This window comes from Microbacterium yannicii PS01 (assembly GCF_000304335.1).
GTDB classification, from domain to species: domain Bacteria; phylum Actinomycetota; class Actinomycetes; order Actinomycetales; family Microbacteriaceae; genus Microbacterium; species Microbacterium yannicii_A.
Window position 1 is genome coordinate 36,687 of sequence record NZ_CAJF01000020.1, and the last position, 15,080, is coordinate 51,766.

The window sequence follows — 15,080 nt, forward strand, 5'->3', positions numbered from 1 at the left end:
GATAGCGTTATCAGTGACGGAGGACGACGATGACCGAAACCGCCAAGCCGCCCACCCTCACCGACGTCGCTCGTCTGGCGGGAGTCTCGGTTCCCGCGGCGTCGCGGGCGCTCAACGGCGGTGTGCGCGGCAAGCAGAGCGGTTCGCCGGAGCTGCGCAGTCGTGTGGAGGAGGCGGCCCGAGCGCTGGGCTATTCCGTCAGCCCTGCGGCCCAGGCGATCAAAGGCGGCCGCGCCCGTACCGTCGCGTTCATCGTCGCCGATATCGACGACTTCGGCTCGGCCACGATGATCTCGGGCGTCATGCATGCGGCTGAGGAGCGAGGGGTGTCGGTCGCCGTGCGCACGACGCGGGACGACCCGCAGCGCGAGCTCGACATCCTCACCCAGCTGCGCGGCGAACGGCATCGGGCCATCGTCATGGCGACGAGCCGCACGACGGATGCCGCGCGTGAGGCCGCCGTCGGCGAGCAGCTGCGCATCCTGGCCGAGCATGGTGCCCGTGTGGTCGTCATCGGCGACAACGACCTCGGGTTCGCGACGGTCACGGTCGACAATCACCAAGCCGCTCGGCTCCTCGCGGACGGCCTCGCGCGCGCCGGACGGCGGCGGTTCGCCATCCTGTCGGCACCCTCGGCTGAGATCACGGCACGCGACCGCGTCGAGGGCTTCATCGAGGGCCTTGCCGAGCATGGCATCGCAATCGACCAGCGCGACATCGTGCATACCGAATTCTCACGCGAAGGGGGTTACGCCGCAGTCGGACGAATCGCGGACCGCATCGGCGACTTCGACGCGATCGCGGCGATGAGCGACGCGATGGCGGTCGGGGCGATCGCTCGCCTGCGTGAAATCGGCATCGCGGTTCCGCGCGACCTCGAGGTCACCGGCTTCGACCATGTTCCGATGCTCGGCGACGTCCTCCAGGACTTCAGCACCGTCGAGGTGCCCCTGGAGCGGTTCGGGCCGGAAGCCCTCGCCCTCGCCCTCGACGACGGCGCCACCGCCGACACGCGGATCTCCCTGCGAGCGACACCCATCGTGCACGGTGAAGCAGCGAGTCTGGTCTAGCGAAGCCTGGAAGTCGAGTCTCAAGAAATTCTCATCAAGATAGAGTGGCAAACGTTGTCCACTTTGTTGTACGCTCGCGTGGACGGATGCAATCCGGCACACATCAAGGGAGATCACATGCACAACGCAATGACGCGCGCGACCGTCCATCGCCGCACCCGCCGCGCTTCGTTCGTGGCCGCCGGGGTCGTCGGCACCGTCGCTGCGAGCCTCGTGCTCGCCGGCTGCAGCGCCGGTTCCGAAGAGGGCGGCGGCGGAGCCGCGGAGAAGACCACCATCCGGTTCCTGTACGCGACCGGCGACGAGACCTGGAACTCGGTCGTCGACGCTGTCGTCGAGTCCTTCAACGAGCAGAGCGAGACCACGACCGTCGAGCTCGACCCGCTTCCGGCAGGCAGCGACTACGCCACGGCCCTCAAGACGATGGATGCCACGGGCAACTGGCCTGCGGTCGTCGACATGCGCGACACCCTCACGTACATCAACGCCGGCAAGCTGGCGCCGATCCCCGAGTCGGTGACGGAGCTCATCGAGCCCGAGGCGGTCGGCAGCGCGTCGGACGGCCAGGTCTACACGGTGCCGTACAGCGCCCTGAACGGCGAGATCGGCCTGAACATCGTCTTCAACAAGGACTACTTCGAGGAGAACGACCTCGACGTGCCCGAGACGTACGACGACTTCATCGACCTGATGGACGAGATCCAGGCGAACGGACAGGTGCCCCTCGCGACAGCGGCGGCCGAGGTGTGGCCGAGCGATCAGCTCTGGAAGCAGCTCGCGTCTCCGTACTTCGCCGAGTACGGCGACGCCGGCGGTTTCTGGACCGCGGCTGAGAACGGCGAGGCCACCATCGAGGACCTGCGCGAGCCGCTGCAGAAGCTGGTCGACATCACCGACCAGTACGTGCTCGAGGGCTGGCAGTCGACCGCCGACGCGCAGACCACGACGCTGCTCGTCAACGACATGGCCGTGATGGCCACCTCTTCTGCCGGCATCGGACGCCTGAACGACATCAACAAGGTCGACGACGACTTCAACGCGGGCCTGTTCATCGTCCCGGCAGACGACGGCTCGATCAACGTGCTGAAGAACGCCGTCAACGGCGACACCGCCGGTGGGCTCGCGATCTCGGCCCAGGCGGCCGAGGACGAGGCCGAGTTCGACTCGGCGGTGGAGTTCCTCGAGTTCTTCTACCAGGTCGACACGGCGAACCTCATGGAGGAGAACGGCTGGCTCGCGCCGAACATCGTCGCCGCCGACGAGATCGAGCGCAACACGTCGATCCCCGGCGCCGCGGACTACTTCGCACTGCTCGAGAACCCGAACCTCGCGTGGTACGAGAACGTGTCGAACCTGAGCACCTTCAGCGCCTTCAACACCTTCTTCCGTCAGGCACGCATCGAGCTGCAGGACGGTCAGTCGTCGATCGACGACACGATCGCCAAGGTGCAGGCCGAATTCGACAAGACGGTCGCCGCAGGCTGACCGACGCCGGTGGTGCCCGGGCGTCGCTCGGGCACCACCATCACGGAGCCGAGGAGCTCTTCATGACGGATCAAAGCGCGTCGCAAGGACAGACGCAGGTGGTCAGCACCGCGGTAGGGCTGACCGGGGAAGGGCCGCTCGAAGGAGCGCCGGAGGGAGTGCGCGACGACGTCTCGTTCGTTCCCACCGGACCAGAGGCCCAGGTGCGGCGCACCCGCCGGTTCCGCAAGGCCCGCTGGGCGATGCTCGCATTCATCGCCCCGGCGATGGTGATCTACCTGCTGATGGTGATCATCCCCTCCCTGCAGTCGTTGCAGCTGAGCTTCACCGACTGGGACGGCATCAGCCCCGACTACGACTACGTCGGCACCCGCAACTACGAGGAGATCCTCACCAGCGGCCGATTCTGGAACGCCGTCAAGAACACCCTCATCCTCGGTCTGGGGTCGGCGGTGATCATCAACGTGATCTCGCTCGCGGTCGCCCTCATGCTCGACAAGCTAGGGCACTGGCAGGGCTTCTTCCGTACGGCGGTCTACCTTCCCGCGCTCGTGAGCGGGTTCATTCTCGCGACGATCTGGAAGTACCTCCTCAACTTCAACTTCGGCGCCGTGAACGTCTTCCTGCGCGACATCGGCCTGCCCGAGTGGGCGCAGGACTGGCTCGGCAACAGCGAGATCGTGGTCTGGGTCATCCTCTTCATCACGTGCTTCACCCTCGGCGGCAACACGACGCTCATCTACTTGGCCAACCTGCAGTCCGTGCCGCAGGATCTGGTCGAGGCGGCGCGCATCGACGGCGCGAACAGCCGTCAGGTCTTCCGTCACGTCACCTGGCCGATGCTCGCCGGTGCCGTGACCGTCAACATGACGCTCGCCATGATCGCGGGCTGGACCATCTTCGACCAGGTCATGGTCCTCACCTCGGGCGGGCCGGGTTTCGTCAGCGAGACCATGGCGTTCTTCATCTACAAGGTCGGCTTCGGGGAGTACCGCGCTGGCTTCGGCAGCGCCGCCGCCATCGTCCTGTTCCTCGTGGTCATCGTGAGCACCGTCGCGGCGAACGCGTACATGCGCAAGAGGGAGATCCAGGCATGAGCACCCAGACTGAGCTGCTGACCGCTCCGAAGTGGCGCGCGACGCGTCGCCCCGCACGCGACCGGAAGCGGTGGACGCCCGGCGAGATCGTCGTGATGGTCGTGCTCGCCGCGCTCGTGATCATCGTCGCGAGCCCCGTGGTGTACGCGCTCCTGAACTCGTTCCGGTCGTACGCCGAGATCACCGTCGATCCGATGGGGCTGCCGACGCAGTTCACGCTCGACAACTACATCCAGCTGTTCCAGCAGACCGATTACGGCGAGGCCCTGGTCAACACCCTCATCATCACCGTCGTCACCGTCGTGCTCCTCGTGGCGATCGTGCCCATGGCGGCGTATGGAATCGAGCGCGTGGGCGGACGCACGTCGCGACTCGTCTACATCCTGTTCATCGCGGGTCTGATGATCCCGTTCCAGGTGCGGATGATCCCCCTCGTGAAGGGCTTCGACGACGTTGGGCTCTACAGCACCCTCACCAGTGTCATCCTCGTGCATCTGGGCGGGGCCGCGAGCTTCGGCATCCTGCTGTACTGCAGCTTCATCAAGGGCATCCCGATCGAGGTGGAGGAGGCGGCCTCGATCGACGGCGCCGGCAGACTGCGCACGTTCTGGTCGATCGTGTTCCCCATGCTCCTCCCGGTCACCTCGGCCTTCGTCATCATCCAGGCGCTCGGGCTGTGGAACGACTTCTTCATTCCGCTCGTGTTCCTCGACTCGTCGTCGGCGGGCACGATCAACGTCGCGATCAACCGCATGGTGGGTCTGCTCACCTCGCAGTGGCAGCTGATCTACACCGGCGCCATCCTGGCGATCATCCCGTCGGTGGCGATCTTCGCGGCGTTCCAGCGGTACTTCATCAAGGGCATGTCCATCGGGGCGGTGAAGGGATGACCGCCGCGCCCGCCCCGGGGCGTCCGACCGGCGTCGGCTCTCGCGTCCGTGCGCTCCTCGCGCTCGACGGCCGCGTCGCGACCACGACGCTGACTGTCTTCGGGTACTTCATCGTGTCGGTGTCGTTCCTCGTGTGCCTCGTCCCGGCGGTGCTCTTCCAGCTGGTGATCGGCTGGCAGCCGACCCATCTCGCGCTATGGCTCGGCGCGGCCTCGCTGCTCACGCTCGCACCGGCGATCTTCGCGCTGCTGCGGAGCACTCGCCGCCTCATCGATGAAGGCGCGGACGCGCAAGCCGGGCGCCTGTTCTGGGTATCGCTGAGGAGTGGATGCCGCACCCTGGCGTGGGCCGCGGTGGGTTCCAGTGCGATCGTGCTGCTGCTCGGCTACGACCTCGCCCTCTTCGGGGGTTCCGACGCGATGCTCCTGTTCGCCGCGGGCGCCGCGGCCGTTCTGGTCGTGCTGCTCATCTCGGTGTGCGTGGTGTCGGCGGGGGCGACGACGTCGCTTCGGCCCATCGAGACGCTCACGCTCGCCGCGCGTGCGGTCGCACGACGCCCGCACATCGCCCTGAGCTGGCTGCTGCTGATCGTCCTCGGGGTGGGTATCGCCACGCTGCCGCTCATCGGTGCACCGGTAGCCCTCTTCCTGCCCGCACTGCTGGGTGCTGCCGTCCATATCTGCAACGACGCCCTGCGTCTTCCCGTGACCGACGAGACGAGACCGACTTCGTGACCGACACCTTCCCTCACACCACGACCACGGCGGCCGACCCCGCCGGCACGACCATCCTCGAGGACTCCGCCGTCACGCACCGTGCGCCGGTGGGCGCATTCGAACTGCGCTGGAGCCTCGACGCGCCGCTGTCGCTGGTGGTGCCGACGTCGACCCTCGCCGGACGCGATGCCATCGGTCTCGTCGAGGTGTTCAGCGCCTCCGAACAGCGCGCCCGGACGAGCCAGGCCTACTGGCGGTCGGCGGTCGGGGAGCGGCTGCGGGTGCAGGGATCCCACGTGGTGACGGAAGCCGGCGCCAGCAAAGCGATCGTGGTACAGCAGGACTCCGTCAGCGGGCTGGAGGTGCGCACGACGGTCACCGCGCCGACCGCTGCCCGCGCGGTCCGGATCGAGCATGAGGTCCGCAACGCCGGACGCGAGCCGGTCGTCGTCACGGCCATCGCGTCGGCCACGATCGGCTTCGGCGCGGACTCCCGGGACCTCGACGAGATCCAGTGGGGGACCGCGGCCGGCGAGTGGCTGGCCGAGAACCGGTGGCGGGAGATCCCGGTGCGCGACGTGCTGCCCGAGCTCTCGCTCGACCTGCACGGGCAGGACGGCCGTGGTCACGCGAGCCTGACGAGTCATGGCGCGTGGTCGAGCGGTGAGCACGTGCCGTGCGGTTACCTCGCACGCAGCGACGGCGAGGCGCTGATGTGGCAGATCGAGGCGAGCGCCGGCTGGCATGTCGACCTGTGCCAAACCCTCGGCGGCGGCGTGCTGTCGCTGCTGGGTCCCACGGATCTCGAGCATCAGTTCGCGCACGAGCTGCTGCCGGGGGAGATCTTTGCGGCGGTCCCCGTGGCGGTCGCGGTATCTGCCGACGCGGTCGAGGGCGCTGTGGCGGAGTTGACCCACTACCGACGCTGGCTGCGAGGGGAGGCTCAGCAGCAGGAGTTGCCGGTCGTCTACAACGACTTCATGAACACCCTCATGGGCCAGCCGAGCACCGAGAAGCTGATGCCGCTCGTGCGCCGAGCCGCCGAGGCGGGCGCAGAGGTGTTCTGCATCGACGCCGGGTGGTTCGCCGACCCGGCCGTCGGCGACTGGTGGTCGACGGTCGGGGAATGGCGCGAGGCGGCATCCCGGTTCCCAGGCGGCGGGATGAAGCGAGTGATCGACGAGATCCACCGGCTGGGCATGGCGCCGGGGCTGTGGCTCGAGCCCGAGGTCGTCGGCGTCGACAGTCCGGCCGCGGCGACGCTTCCCGACGAGGCGTTCTTCCAGCGCCACGGCCGGCGCGTGCAGGAGCACAGCCGGTATCACCTCGACTTCCGGCATCCTGCCGCCCGTGCTCATCTGGACGCGACCGTCGACCACCTCGTCGAGGAGTTCGGCATCAGCTACCTGAAGCTGGACTACAACATCAACCCCGGCGCCGGCACCGAGCACAACGCGGCCGGCGCAGGCGACGGGCTGCTCGCGCACACCCGCGCGTTCCGCGACTGGCTCGTGCGCGTGCAGCAGCGGCATCCGTCCCTGCGCATCGAGAACTGCAGCTCGGGCGCGATGCGGGCCGACTACTCGCTCCTGGCGGTGACGCACCTGCAGTCGACGAGCGATCAGCAGGACTTCCGGCTGTATCCGCCCATCGCGGCCTCGGCGCCGGCGTCCATCCTTCCCGAGCAGTGCGGCAACTGGGCATATCCTGCCCGTGAGATGGACGACGAAGAGACGGTGTTCTCGCTGGTGACGGGCCTGAGTGGCCGACTGTACCTGTCGGGGTTCCTCGACGACCTGCGTGCCGACCAGCGCGCGCGGATCGCCGAGGCCGTCTCGCTGCACAAGTCCCTGCGCGATGATCTGACGGAGACCGTGCCGTTCTGGCCGCGGGGTCTTCCGGAGTGGAGCGCGGAGACCGTGAGCCTGGGCCTGCGGTCGGCCACCGAGGACCTCGTGTTCGTGTGGGATCGGACGGATGCGCCCGCGTCGTTCCTGCTGCCGGGCGTCGGTGAAGCGGAGGTGCTCTTCCCCGCCGACGGGGCGCCGTGGGGTCTCCTCCCGACGACGGGCGGACTGTCGGTGACGACGCCGGCAGGCATCGGCGCGCGTGTGCTGCGGGTGAACCGTGGCTGACCGGACGATCACGCCCGGCCGCGTCTTCACCGACGACCGCGGCCTCACCGCGCAGTTGCACGGCATCGGCCTGCAGCGAGTGGGGGACCGCTGGCTGGCCTGGGGCGAGGACAAGACCGCCGGCGACCGTTTCACCGCCGTTGCCTGCTACTCGTCCGCCGACCTCGCGAACTGGCGCTACGAGGGCGACGCGCTGACCGCGGCGGACGGCGACATCGGCCCAGACCGCATCGTCGAGCGACCGAAGGTGCTGCAGCGTGCCGATGGACGCTGGGTGATGTTCCTCCATATCGATTCCGGCGACTACGGGTTCGCGCGCGTCGGCTATGCGGTCTCGGATCGCCCCGAGGGGCCCTTCGAGTACGTGGCCAGCGAGCGGCCGCTCGGCAATCTCAGCCGCGACATCGGAGTCTTCCAGGAGGGCGGCGTCGGCTACCTCCTCTCGGAAGACCGCGACAACGGACTGCACATCTACCGGCTGCGCGACGACTACCTCGCTGTCGAGGCGGTGGTGGCGACCCTTCGTCAGCAGGCGCACCCCGAGATCGGCTACGAGTCGCCCACCCTCGTCGCGCACGATGGCCGCTATTACCTCTTCGGCTCGGACCTGACCGGCTGGAACATGAACGACAACATGTGGACGAGCGCGCCCGCACTCGAGGGGACCTGGGAGGATTGGCAGCCCATCGCGCCCCCGGGCGCGAACACCTTCGAGTCGCAGGTGAGCGTGGTCGCCCCCGTCGGCGACGGTTACGTCTACATCGGCGACCGGTGGAACCCTGCCCTCCTCGCCGAGTCGCCCGCGGTGTGGCTGCCCCTGCGCATCGAGGACGGACGCGTGCACCTGGAATGGCGCGACGCGTGGACCATCGAGGAGCACGGCGCATGAGAGCCGCGCTGCTGATGGACCCTGCGCTCGTCCCGTTCGTCTTCGGCGCGGACGAGCGGGCTCGGCTGGAAGAGCTGCTCGAGATCGATATGACGGATGCCGCGACCGCGCTCTCAGCGATCTCCAGGGCGTCCGAGATCGAACTCCTCGTCACCGGATGGGGCGTCCCCTTCGTTCGCACCGACGAGTTGGACGCGTTCCCGGCGCTGCGGGCGATCGTGCATTGGGGCGGCGGCATCGGTTTCCTGGATCGCGACGCGACGGCACGCGGCATCCTCGTCTCTTCGGCGCGGGCGGCGAACGCGGTTCCGGTCGCGGAGTTCACGCTCGCGATGATCACGCTTGCGGCCAAGGACGCCTTCTGGGCATCGCGGCTGTACTCCGCGGAGCAGCGCTTCGTCGACCGGGAGCAGGAGCTTCCCCGCACCGGCCTCTACGGCACGACCGTGGGCATCGTGGGCGCCTCGGCGATCGGCACGCTCGTGATGGAGAACCTCGCCGGCGGGGACGTGCACGTGCTGCTCTACGATCCGTACGCCACCGCCGAGACCGCTTCGCGGCTCGGCGTCGAGCTCGTTCCCGATCTCACCGAGCTCGCCGCGCGCAGCGACATCCTCTCGATCCACGCGCCCGAGATGCCGTCGACGATCGGCATGATCTCGCGTGACGTGCTGGCCGCACTGCCGGACGGCGCGACGCTCGTCAACACCGCGCGCGGCGCCCTCGTGGACCAGGACGCGCTTGTCGCCGAACTCCAGAGCGGCCGACTGCGCGCGGTCCTCGACGTCACGGACCCCGATGTGCTCGAGCCGGGGCATCCGCTGTACACACTGCCCAACGTGTTCCTGACGCCCCATCTCGCCGGCTCCATGGGCAACGAGCTTCGCCGCCTCGGCCACGCCGCGCTCGCCGAGGTGGAGCTGCTGGTCGCCGGGCAGCCGTTCGCGCACCCGATGAACCCCTGACCGTATCCGCGACGAGGAAGCAGCCGTGCCGACGATCCGAAACCCCATCCTGCGCGGATTCAATCCCGACCCGTCGATCCTCCGGGTCGGTGCCGACTACTACATCGCGACGAGCACGTTCGAGTACCACCCCGCGGTGCGGCTGCATCACTCGACGGACCTCGTGACCTGGACGACCATTGGGCACGCCCTCGACGAGGGGTTCGACCTGCGCGGCATCCCCGACTCCGGTGGGGTGTGGGCGCCGAGCCTTTCGCACTCCGATGGCCTCTTCTGGCTCGCGTACTCGATCGTGCGCACGATGGATGGCGACGACAAGGACATCGACAACTTCCTCGTCACGGCCGAGTCGATCGCGGGCCCGTGGAGCGAGCCGGTGTACCTCGGTTCGCGCGGGTTCGACTTCTCGTTCTTCCACGACACCGACGACACCCACTGGATCGTGGGCGTGCAGTGGGACCAGAGGCCCGAGCACCCGTCCTTCTCGGGGCTGGTCGTCGAGCAGTATCTTCCTGACGAGCGGCGGACCACCGGCGAGGCCACCGTGATCTACCGCGAGGACTCGCTGGTCGAAGGCCCGAACCTCTATCGCATCGGCGACGGGTACCACCTCCTCATCGCCGCCGGCGGCACCGGCTGGAACCACGGCATCACCGTCGCGCGGTCCCGCACTCTGCTCGGCCCGTACGAGCGCGATGCGCGCGAGGCCGTGCTGACCACGCGCGACGCGCCGGGGCATCCGCTGCAGAAGGCGGGTCATGGCGAACTCGTCCAGACGTCTGACGGGGACTGGCTGCTCGTTCATCTGGCCAGCAGACCGACGCTGCACCTCGGCGAGCGGTACTCCACACTGGGGCGCGAGACCTGCCTCCAGCGTGTCGTGTTCGACGAGGAGGGATGGCTGCGTCTCGCCCAGCCGGGGCACCACGCGAGCGTCGACGTCTCCGTCGGCCGCGAGCCGGAGACGACGATGGATGCCGAGCCCGGCGCCCGCGAATGGGTGGACGACTTCGACGGCCCGACGCTGGACTCGCGGCGCTGGTCGGCGCTGCGCGCGGCCCTGTCACCCGCGGTCGCGGATCTCGGCGCGCGGCCGGGATGGCTGAGGCTGCGAGGAGGTCACTCCGCCGCATCCGTCTTCGATCAGTCGATGATCGTGACACGTGTCGAAGAACATCGCGCCGAGTTCGAGATCCTGCTCGACGCTGAGCCGCGCACCAGTCGTGAGGCCGCGGGACCGATCGCGTGGTACGACAGGTCGGGCTGGATCTGGCTGCAGGTGACGTTCGACGCTGCGAACCGTCGCCATCTGCGCGTCGTTCGCAGGGATGGGGCGACGACGACGCGCTCGGAGGCCCTCACGGCGCCCGATGGCCCCCTTCGGCTGCGGATGTCGCTCGACGGACCGGAGCTTCGGTGCGCGTTCGCCGCGGCGAACGGGGAGTGGCACGACGTGCCGGATGCCTTCCCTGCGTGGACGCTCTCCGATGACCACGGGCCGCGCCTGCGGTTCACCGGGATGTTTTTCGGCGTCCGCGCGGACGACCTCGATGGCCGCGGCTGGGTGGTCGATGTCGACAGCGCGCGCGTCCGCCTCACGCCGCAGTCCATGCGCTGAAATAAGGCCTTGACGTCAGGCGACGATGACGCCATCGTTAACTGGCAAACGCTATCCAAGTCAGGAAGACCGCCGCCCACGAGGGCTGCGGAGACGAGAGAGAGATCGATGAAGATCGAACAACGACGTTGGATGCACCGGATGATCGGCGTGGTGACGGCAGGAGCCCTGGCGGCCGCCGGCGCCCTGATCGCCGCTCAGCCCGCCGCGGCGGAGGAAGCGCCGTCACCCCCGGAGATCGTCCGCAGTGTCAGCGATGCGGGCTTCGCGCACCCGGGAGTGGGGTTCACGGCCGATCACCTCGAGAACATGCGGGCACAGGTGCTCAGCGGAGTTGACCCGTGGGCGAGCTACTACGACGCGATGACGCAGACCCGCTACGCGGCACGCGACTTCCGTGCCGAGAACGCCCAGCCGGGCACCGACACCCCGAAGAACGACGCCTACTCCGACGCGGGGATGCGGTCCAGCGCGCTGCGCGACAGCCTCGGCGCGATGGCGCAGACCCTCGAGTACGTCGTCACCGGTGACGAGCAGTACCGCGCGAACGCGCTCCACGTTCTCCGCACGTGGAGCAGCCTCGACCCGGCGAAGTACGCATACTTCGCGGACGCCCACATCCACACCGGCGTGCCGCTCTACTACATGCTGATCGCCGCCGAAGTGCTGCGCGCCACCACACCGGCGAACGAGACGCTCGACGGGTACGACCTGCGGTGGACCGACACCGACCAGCAGCGCATCGAAGACAATCTCGCCCGTCCGGTGCTCGAGACCTTCCTGTACTCCAACAACCGGCTGTGGAACCAGCACCTGTACGGCGTCATCGGCATGGTGGCCGCCGCGATCTTCCTGGACGACGCCGACCTCTACGCCGAGCGCGTCGAGTGGTTCACCGTGAACGCCGGCTACGAGAGCGAGCACGACCTCTTCGGTGGCGACGTGAACGGAGCGCTCGCCGCGATCTTCCGCGAGATCCCGGCGGACGACCCCCGGAACACCACCGGCGAGCCGTTCGTGCAGCACATGGAGATGCTGCGAGACCAGGCTCACGGTCAAGGTGACGTCGACATCCTGGTGGCGCTCGCGCGCATCGTCGAGAACCAGGGCACGAGGATCGATCCGGTTGACGGCACGGTGTCGACCGACGCGAACGCCGTCTCGCCGTACCACTTCCTCGACAACCGCATACTCGCCGGCGCGGAGATGTTCTCGTCCTTCATGATGGGCGAGGAGATCCCCTTCGTCCCGGCGACCGAGGGCGGCACGATCTCGCAGGCGTACCGGGGTCGCCTGCAGGATCCGATGTCGGAGACGTACCTGCAGTACCGCTTCGTCGCCGACGTCGACGTTGAAGCCGAGGCTCCGCACGTCGCCGAGCTCTACGAGCACCGCGACGGACCGCTCTACTACTACGGATCGGGTGTCTCGAACTTCTGGAACGACCGCGGCTCGGACTACACCGCCGCGGAATACTGGGTGGCGTTCCCGGAGGAGCTGGCCGAGGTCGAGACCTCGGTCCCGCCGGTGGCCGACAGTGCCGAGCTCTCTGTCGAGACCTTCGGAACGACGCTCGGCGACGGGGCGCAGCGACTGCAGACCGACGACGGGACGGAGTTCATCCGACTCGACGCGGCTGCCGATGACGCCGAGCTCGCGGTCCGGCGCGCGGTGTGGTCGGACCGGACCAAGACCTCTCTCGTCGGCATCAAGGTGCGCAGCGACGGCGTCGCCCGGCTGCATGCGTCGCGCACGTCGATCGAGGACCCGTTCGCCGAGATCGTGCTGCCCGACACCGCGGGCGAGTGGCGCCATGTCTGGCTCGATCTGCACCAGGACAAGACCACCGGCGCGATCGGCGAGAACATCCTGTTCCTGCAGGCGACCGGATCGGACGCGCACGTCGACGTCGCAGGAGTCCTTGCCCAGGCCAACGGCGTGCTCACGCCGCCCGCGTTCGCCGATGCCCCCGCGTTCGACGCCGTCACGGTGGCCGGCGAACCCTGGACGCGATCGTTCGAGGTGACGGACGACGGCGACGTCAGCCTGTCGCTTCAGAACGCGCCGGCGGGTGCCGAGCTCAGCGGGGGACGGCTGAGCTGGACGCCGGAGGAGGCCCAAACGGCCGAGATGCTCATCGCAGCGTCCGACGGCACAACCGTCACGGCGCTCCCGGTCACGGTCACCGTCGCGGACACGCGGCAGGCGGCGATCGACGAGGCTGTCGACGGCCTCGAAGAGGAGGCGATGTACACCTCCGCGAGCTGGGGGGCCGTGGCGGAGTCGCGCACGCGAGCAGAGGACGCCCTCGCCACTGCAGACGCTTCCGAGTTCGCGACACTGCTCGAGGAGCTCAGCGACGCGGTCGCGGCACTGGAGCTGCTCAACCCGCAACTCGCGGACGGCACGCTCGACTTCCCGAAGCTCGTGACTGCTCCGTCGCTCACCGGCCCGCAGCTGCGCGCCCTGACCGACGGCGACAACCAGAGCACGTGGGGAGACCAGCGCGTCGCCTCTGTGGTCTTCGACTTCGGGTCGGCGTTCCGACTGCGCGCCGACAGGTTCGGCATCCAGGCGCGCGACTCCTTCACCAACCGTGCGGAGGGAACGAACGTCTACGGCTCCAACGACGGCGCCACATGGACGCTGCTGACCGAGCATCCCAATGCCGGGCAGGACGCCTCTGTGGAGTGGATCGACGTGCGGGAGAGCGTTCGCACCGAGCGCTTCCGCTTCGTGAAGCTCCAGGTCGACGAACCGGGCGTTCCCTCGGATCCCGCCTATCCGGGCATCTGGAGCATCGCCGACATCAGGATCGACGGCGTACGCAGCGAAGCGGTGGGGGCGATGGACACCGTCACACTCTCGTCGCCCGATGCTGTGGCCGGCCGTGTGGTCCCCGGTGACCTCATCCAGCTGAGCCTGACCGGCGACGCCGGAAACACCGACGTCGCGGTGGAACTGCTCGGGCAGCCGGCATCGGTGACGTCTCCCAACCCGGGGGAGTGGCTCGCCACGGTCTCGGTGCCTCCGGCGGCCCCCGCGGGCGGTGTGTCCTTCGAGGTGGGCTTCACCACACCCGAGGGTGAAAAGGCGGATGCGATCTCCGCGACATCCGACGGCTCGAAGCTCTACGTCTCCACGGACGAGGGCGTGGTCGACGACGCGTTCCGGGCGGCGCAGGTGCTTCGTCCGGACGGGGTGGCCGACGCTGCGTGGACCGCGAACACCGCGAAGATGTTCGACGGGGATGCCGCCACCGCGTCGGATACCCGCCTCAACGGCGGCCTGTACGGCAACGTCTGGGACTTCGGCGCCGGCACCGAGGTGTCGCTGTCGGGTGCCGAGCTGCTCGTGCGCCAGGACGGGTACGGCATCTCGCGCATCGCCGACATGCGGCTGGAGGGATCCGACGACGGCCAGACATGGACTCGCCTCACGCCTCGCGTGCCGGCGAAGACGCTGGACTGGCAGCAGTGGGTGGTAGCCGATGACGGCGCGTACCGCTACGTGCGGCTGGCCAACGGCCAGATCCTGAACGTCGCCGAGCTGCGCCTGTTCGGCACCGTTTCGGCGGTCGACACCACGGCGCCGACCGTCACGGTCAAAGCAGGTGACGAGTTCACCATCGGCACCGACGGCACGTACGAGAAGGTGTCGTTCAAGCTGCATGACGAGGGACTGATCGATCGCGTCGAGGTGAACGGTGTCGTGAAGGACCTGGTCGACGACGCGTGGTCGGATGTGAACGGCCTGGCGCCCGGTGTCTTCGGTGCCGTCATGGGGGCGAACGAGCTCAAGGTCTACGACGTGGCGGGCAACGTCACGACCGTGACGTTCACGCTCGTAGAGCCCCAGCCGCCCGCATGGGAGGCGAACACCGTGTACGACACCGGCGACGAGGTCACGCACAACGGCGCGATCTACGTCGCCCAGTGGTGGACGCGAAACCAGGAGCCTGGCTCGACACCGAACGGCAGTTGGATGGAGCAGGGTGCTCCCGTGCCGGCGGCCGGAACAGACGTGCGAGCCTGGACGTTCTCCTGGGTCTACGCCGGGGACGAGACCATTGCCCACGACGGTCGCACCTGGAAAGCGAAGTGGTGGACCCGCAACCAGGAGCCCGGTGACCCGTCAGGACCTTGGCAGGACCTCGGAGAGTACTGAGCAGCAGGGGCCGGTACGACAAGGGCCGGCCCCTTGTATGACCGCTGA

General features: G+C 68.4%; 10 protein-coding genes. All 10 read left to right on the forward strand.

Features of this window, described 5'->3' with window-relative positions; translation table 11 throughout:
- Positions 1 to 29: 29 nt before the first annotated feature.
- The 10 genes from WYM_RS12155 to WYM_RS12200 all read left to right on the forward strand — a co-directional run bounded on the left by WYM_RS12155 (position 30) and on the right by WYM_RS12200 (position 15,032).
- Positions 30 to 1,070, forward strand: coding sequence for a LacI family DNA-binding transcriptional regulator (locus WYM_RS12155; protein WP_019181117.1), 1,041 nt, complete (start codon positions 30 to 32; stop codon positions 1,068 to 1,070).
- A gap of 117 nt (positions 1,071 to 1,187) precedes the next feature.
- Positions 1,188 to 2,555 carry an ABC transporter substrate-binding protein gene (locus tag WYM_RS12160; RefSeq protein ID WP_019181118.1) on the forward strand — a complete coding sequence of 456 codons (1,368 nt, stop codon included), beginning with the start codon at positions 1,188 to 1,190 and terminating at the stop codon, positions 2,553 to 2,555.
- 62 nt (positions 2,556 to 2,617) lie between these two features.
- Entirely contained in the window at positions 2,618 to 3,652 is a 1,035-nt protein-coding gene (locus tag WYM_RS12165; protein ID WP_026059773.1) for a carbohydrate ABC transporter permease, read from the forward strand.
- Complete coding sequence (locus tag WYM_RS12170) at positions 3,649 to 4,542, forward strand: carbohydrate ABC transporter permease (RefSeq protein WP_019181120.1); 894 nt, start codon at positions 3,649 to 3,651, stop codon at positions 4,540 to 4,542. The genes WYM_RS12165 and WYM_RS12170 overlap by 4 nt, the downstream gene beginning before the upstream one ends.
- A complete protein-coding gene (locus tag WYM_RS12175) occupies positions 4,539 to 5,276 on the forward strand; it encodes a hypothetical protein (RefSeq protein ID WP_019181121.1) in 738 nt (245 codons plus the stop codon). Before WYM_RS12170 ends, WYM_RS12175 begins: the two co-directional genes overlap by 4 nt.
- Positions 5,273 to 7,393: an alpha-galactosidase gene (locus WYM_RS12180; RefSeq protein WP_019181122.1), complete on the forward strand. Its 2,121-nt coding sequence runs from the start codon at positions 5,273 to 5,275 to the stop codon at positions 7,391 to 7,393. Before WYM_RS12175 ends, WYM_RS12180 begins: the two co-directional genes overlap by 4 nt.
- Positions 7,386 to 8,282 carry a family 43 glycosylhydrolase gene (locus WYM_RS12185; protein ID WP_019181123.1) on the forward strand — a complete coding sequence of 299 codons (897 nt, stop codon included), beginning with the start codon at positions 7,386 to 7,388 and terminating at the stop codon, positions 8,280 to 8,282. Before WYM_RS12180 ends, WYM_RS12185 begins: the two co-directional genes overlap by 8 nt.
- Entirely contained in the window at positions 8,279 to 9,247 is a 969-nt protein-coding gene (locus WYM_RS12190) for a hydroxyacid dehydrogenase (RefSeq protein ID WP_019181124.1), read from the forward strand. The genes WYM_RS12185 and WYM_RS12190 overlap by 4 nt, the downstream gene beginning before the upstream one ends.
- A gap of 25 nt (positions 9,248 to 9,272) precedes the next feature.
- Complete coding sequence (locus WYM_RS12195) at positions 9,273 to 10,865, forward strand: family 43 glycosylhydrolase (RefSeq protein WP_019181125.1); 1,593 nt, start codon at positions 9,273 to 9,275, stop codon at positions 10,863 to 10,865.
- Between the two features lie 108 nt (positions 10,866 to 10,973).
- Positions 10,974 to 15,032, forward strand: coding sequence for a carbohydrate-binding protein (locus WYM_RS12200; protein WP_237739408.1), 4,059 nt, complete (start codon positions 10,974 to 10,976; stop codon positions 15,030 to 15,032).
- Positions 15,033 to 15,080 lie beyond the last annotated feature (48 nt).

What these genes read in the sequence shown, in the direction of transcription:
- WYM_RS12155 (WP_019181117.1), top strand. Translation starts at nt 30, where the DNA reads ATGACCGAAACCGCCAAGCCGCCCACCCTCACCGACGTCGCTCGTCTG.
- WYM_RS12160 (WP_019181118.1), top strand. Translation starts at nt 1,188, where the DNA reads ATGCACAACGCAATGACGCGCGCGACCGTCCATCGCCGCACCCGCCGC.
- WYM_RS12165 (WP_026059773.1), top strand. Translation starts at nt 2,618, where the DNA reads ATGACGGATCAAAGCGCGTCGCAAGGACAGACGCAGGTGGTCAGCACC.
- WYM_RS12170 (WP_019181120.1), top strand. Translation starts at nt 3,649, where the DNA reads ATGAGCACCCAGACTGAGCTGCTGACCGCTCCGAAGTGGCGCGCGACG.
- WYM_RS12175 (WP_019181121.1), top strand. Translation starts at nt 4,539, where the DNA reads ATGACCGCCGCGCCCGCCCCGGGGCGTCCGACCGGCGTCGGCTCTCGC.
- WYM_RS12190 (WP_019181124.1), top strand. Translation starts at nt 8,279, where the DNA reads ATGAGAGCCGCGCTGCTGATGGACCCTGCGCTCGTCCCGTTCGTCTTC.
- WYM_RS12200 (WP_237739408.1), top strand. Translation starts at nt 10,974, where the DNA reads ATGAAGATCGAACAACGACGTTGGATGCACCGGATGATCGGCGTGGTG.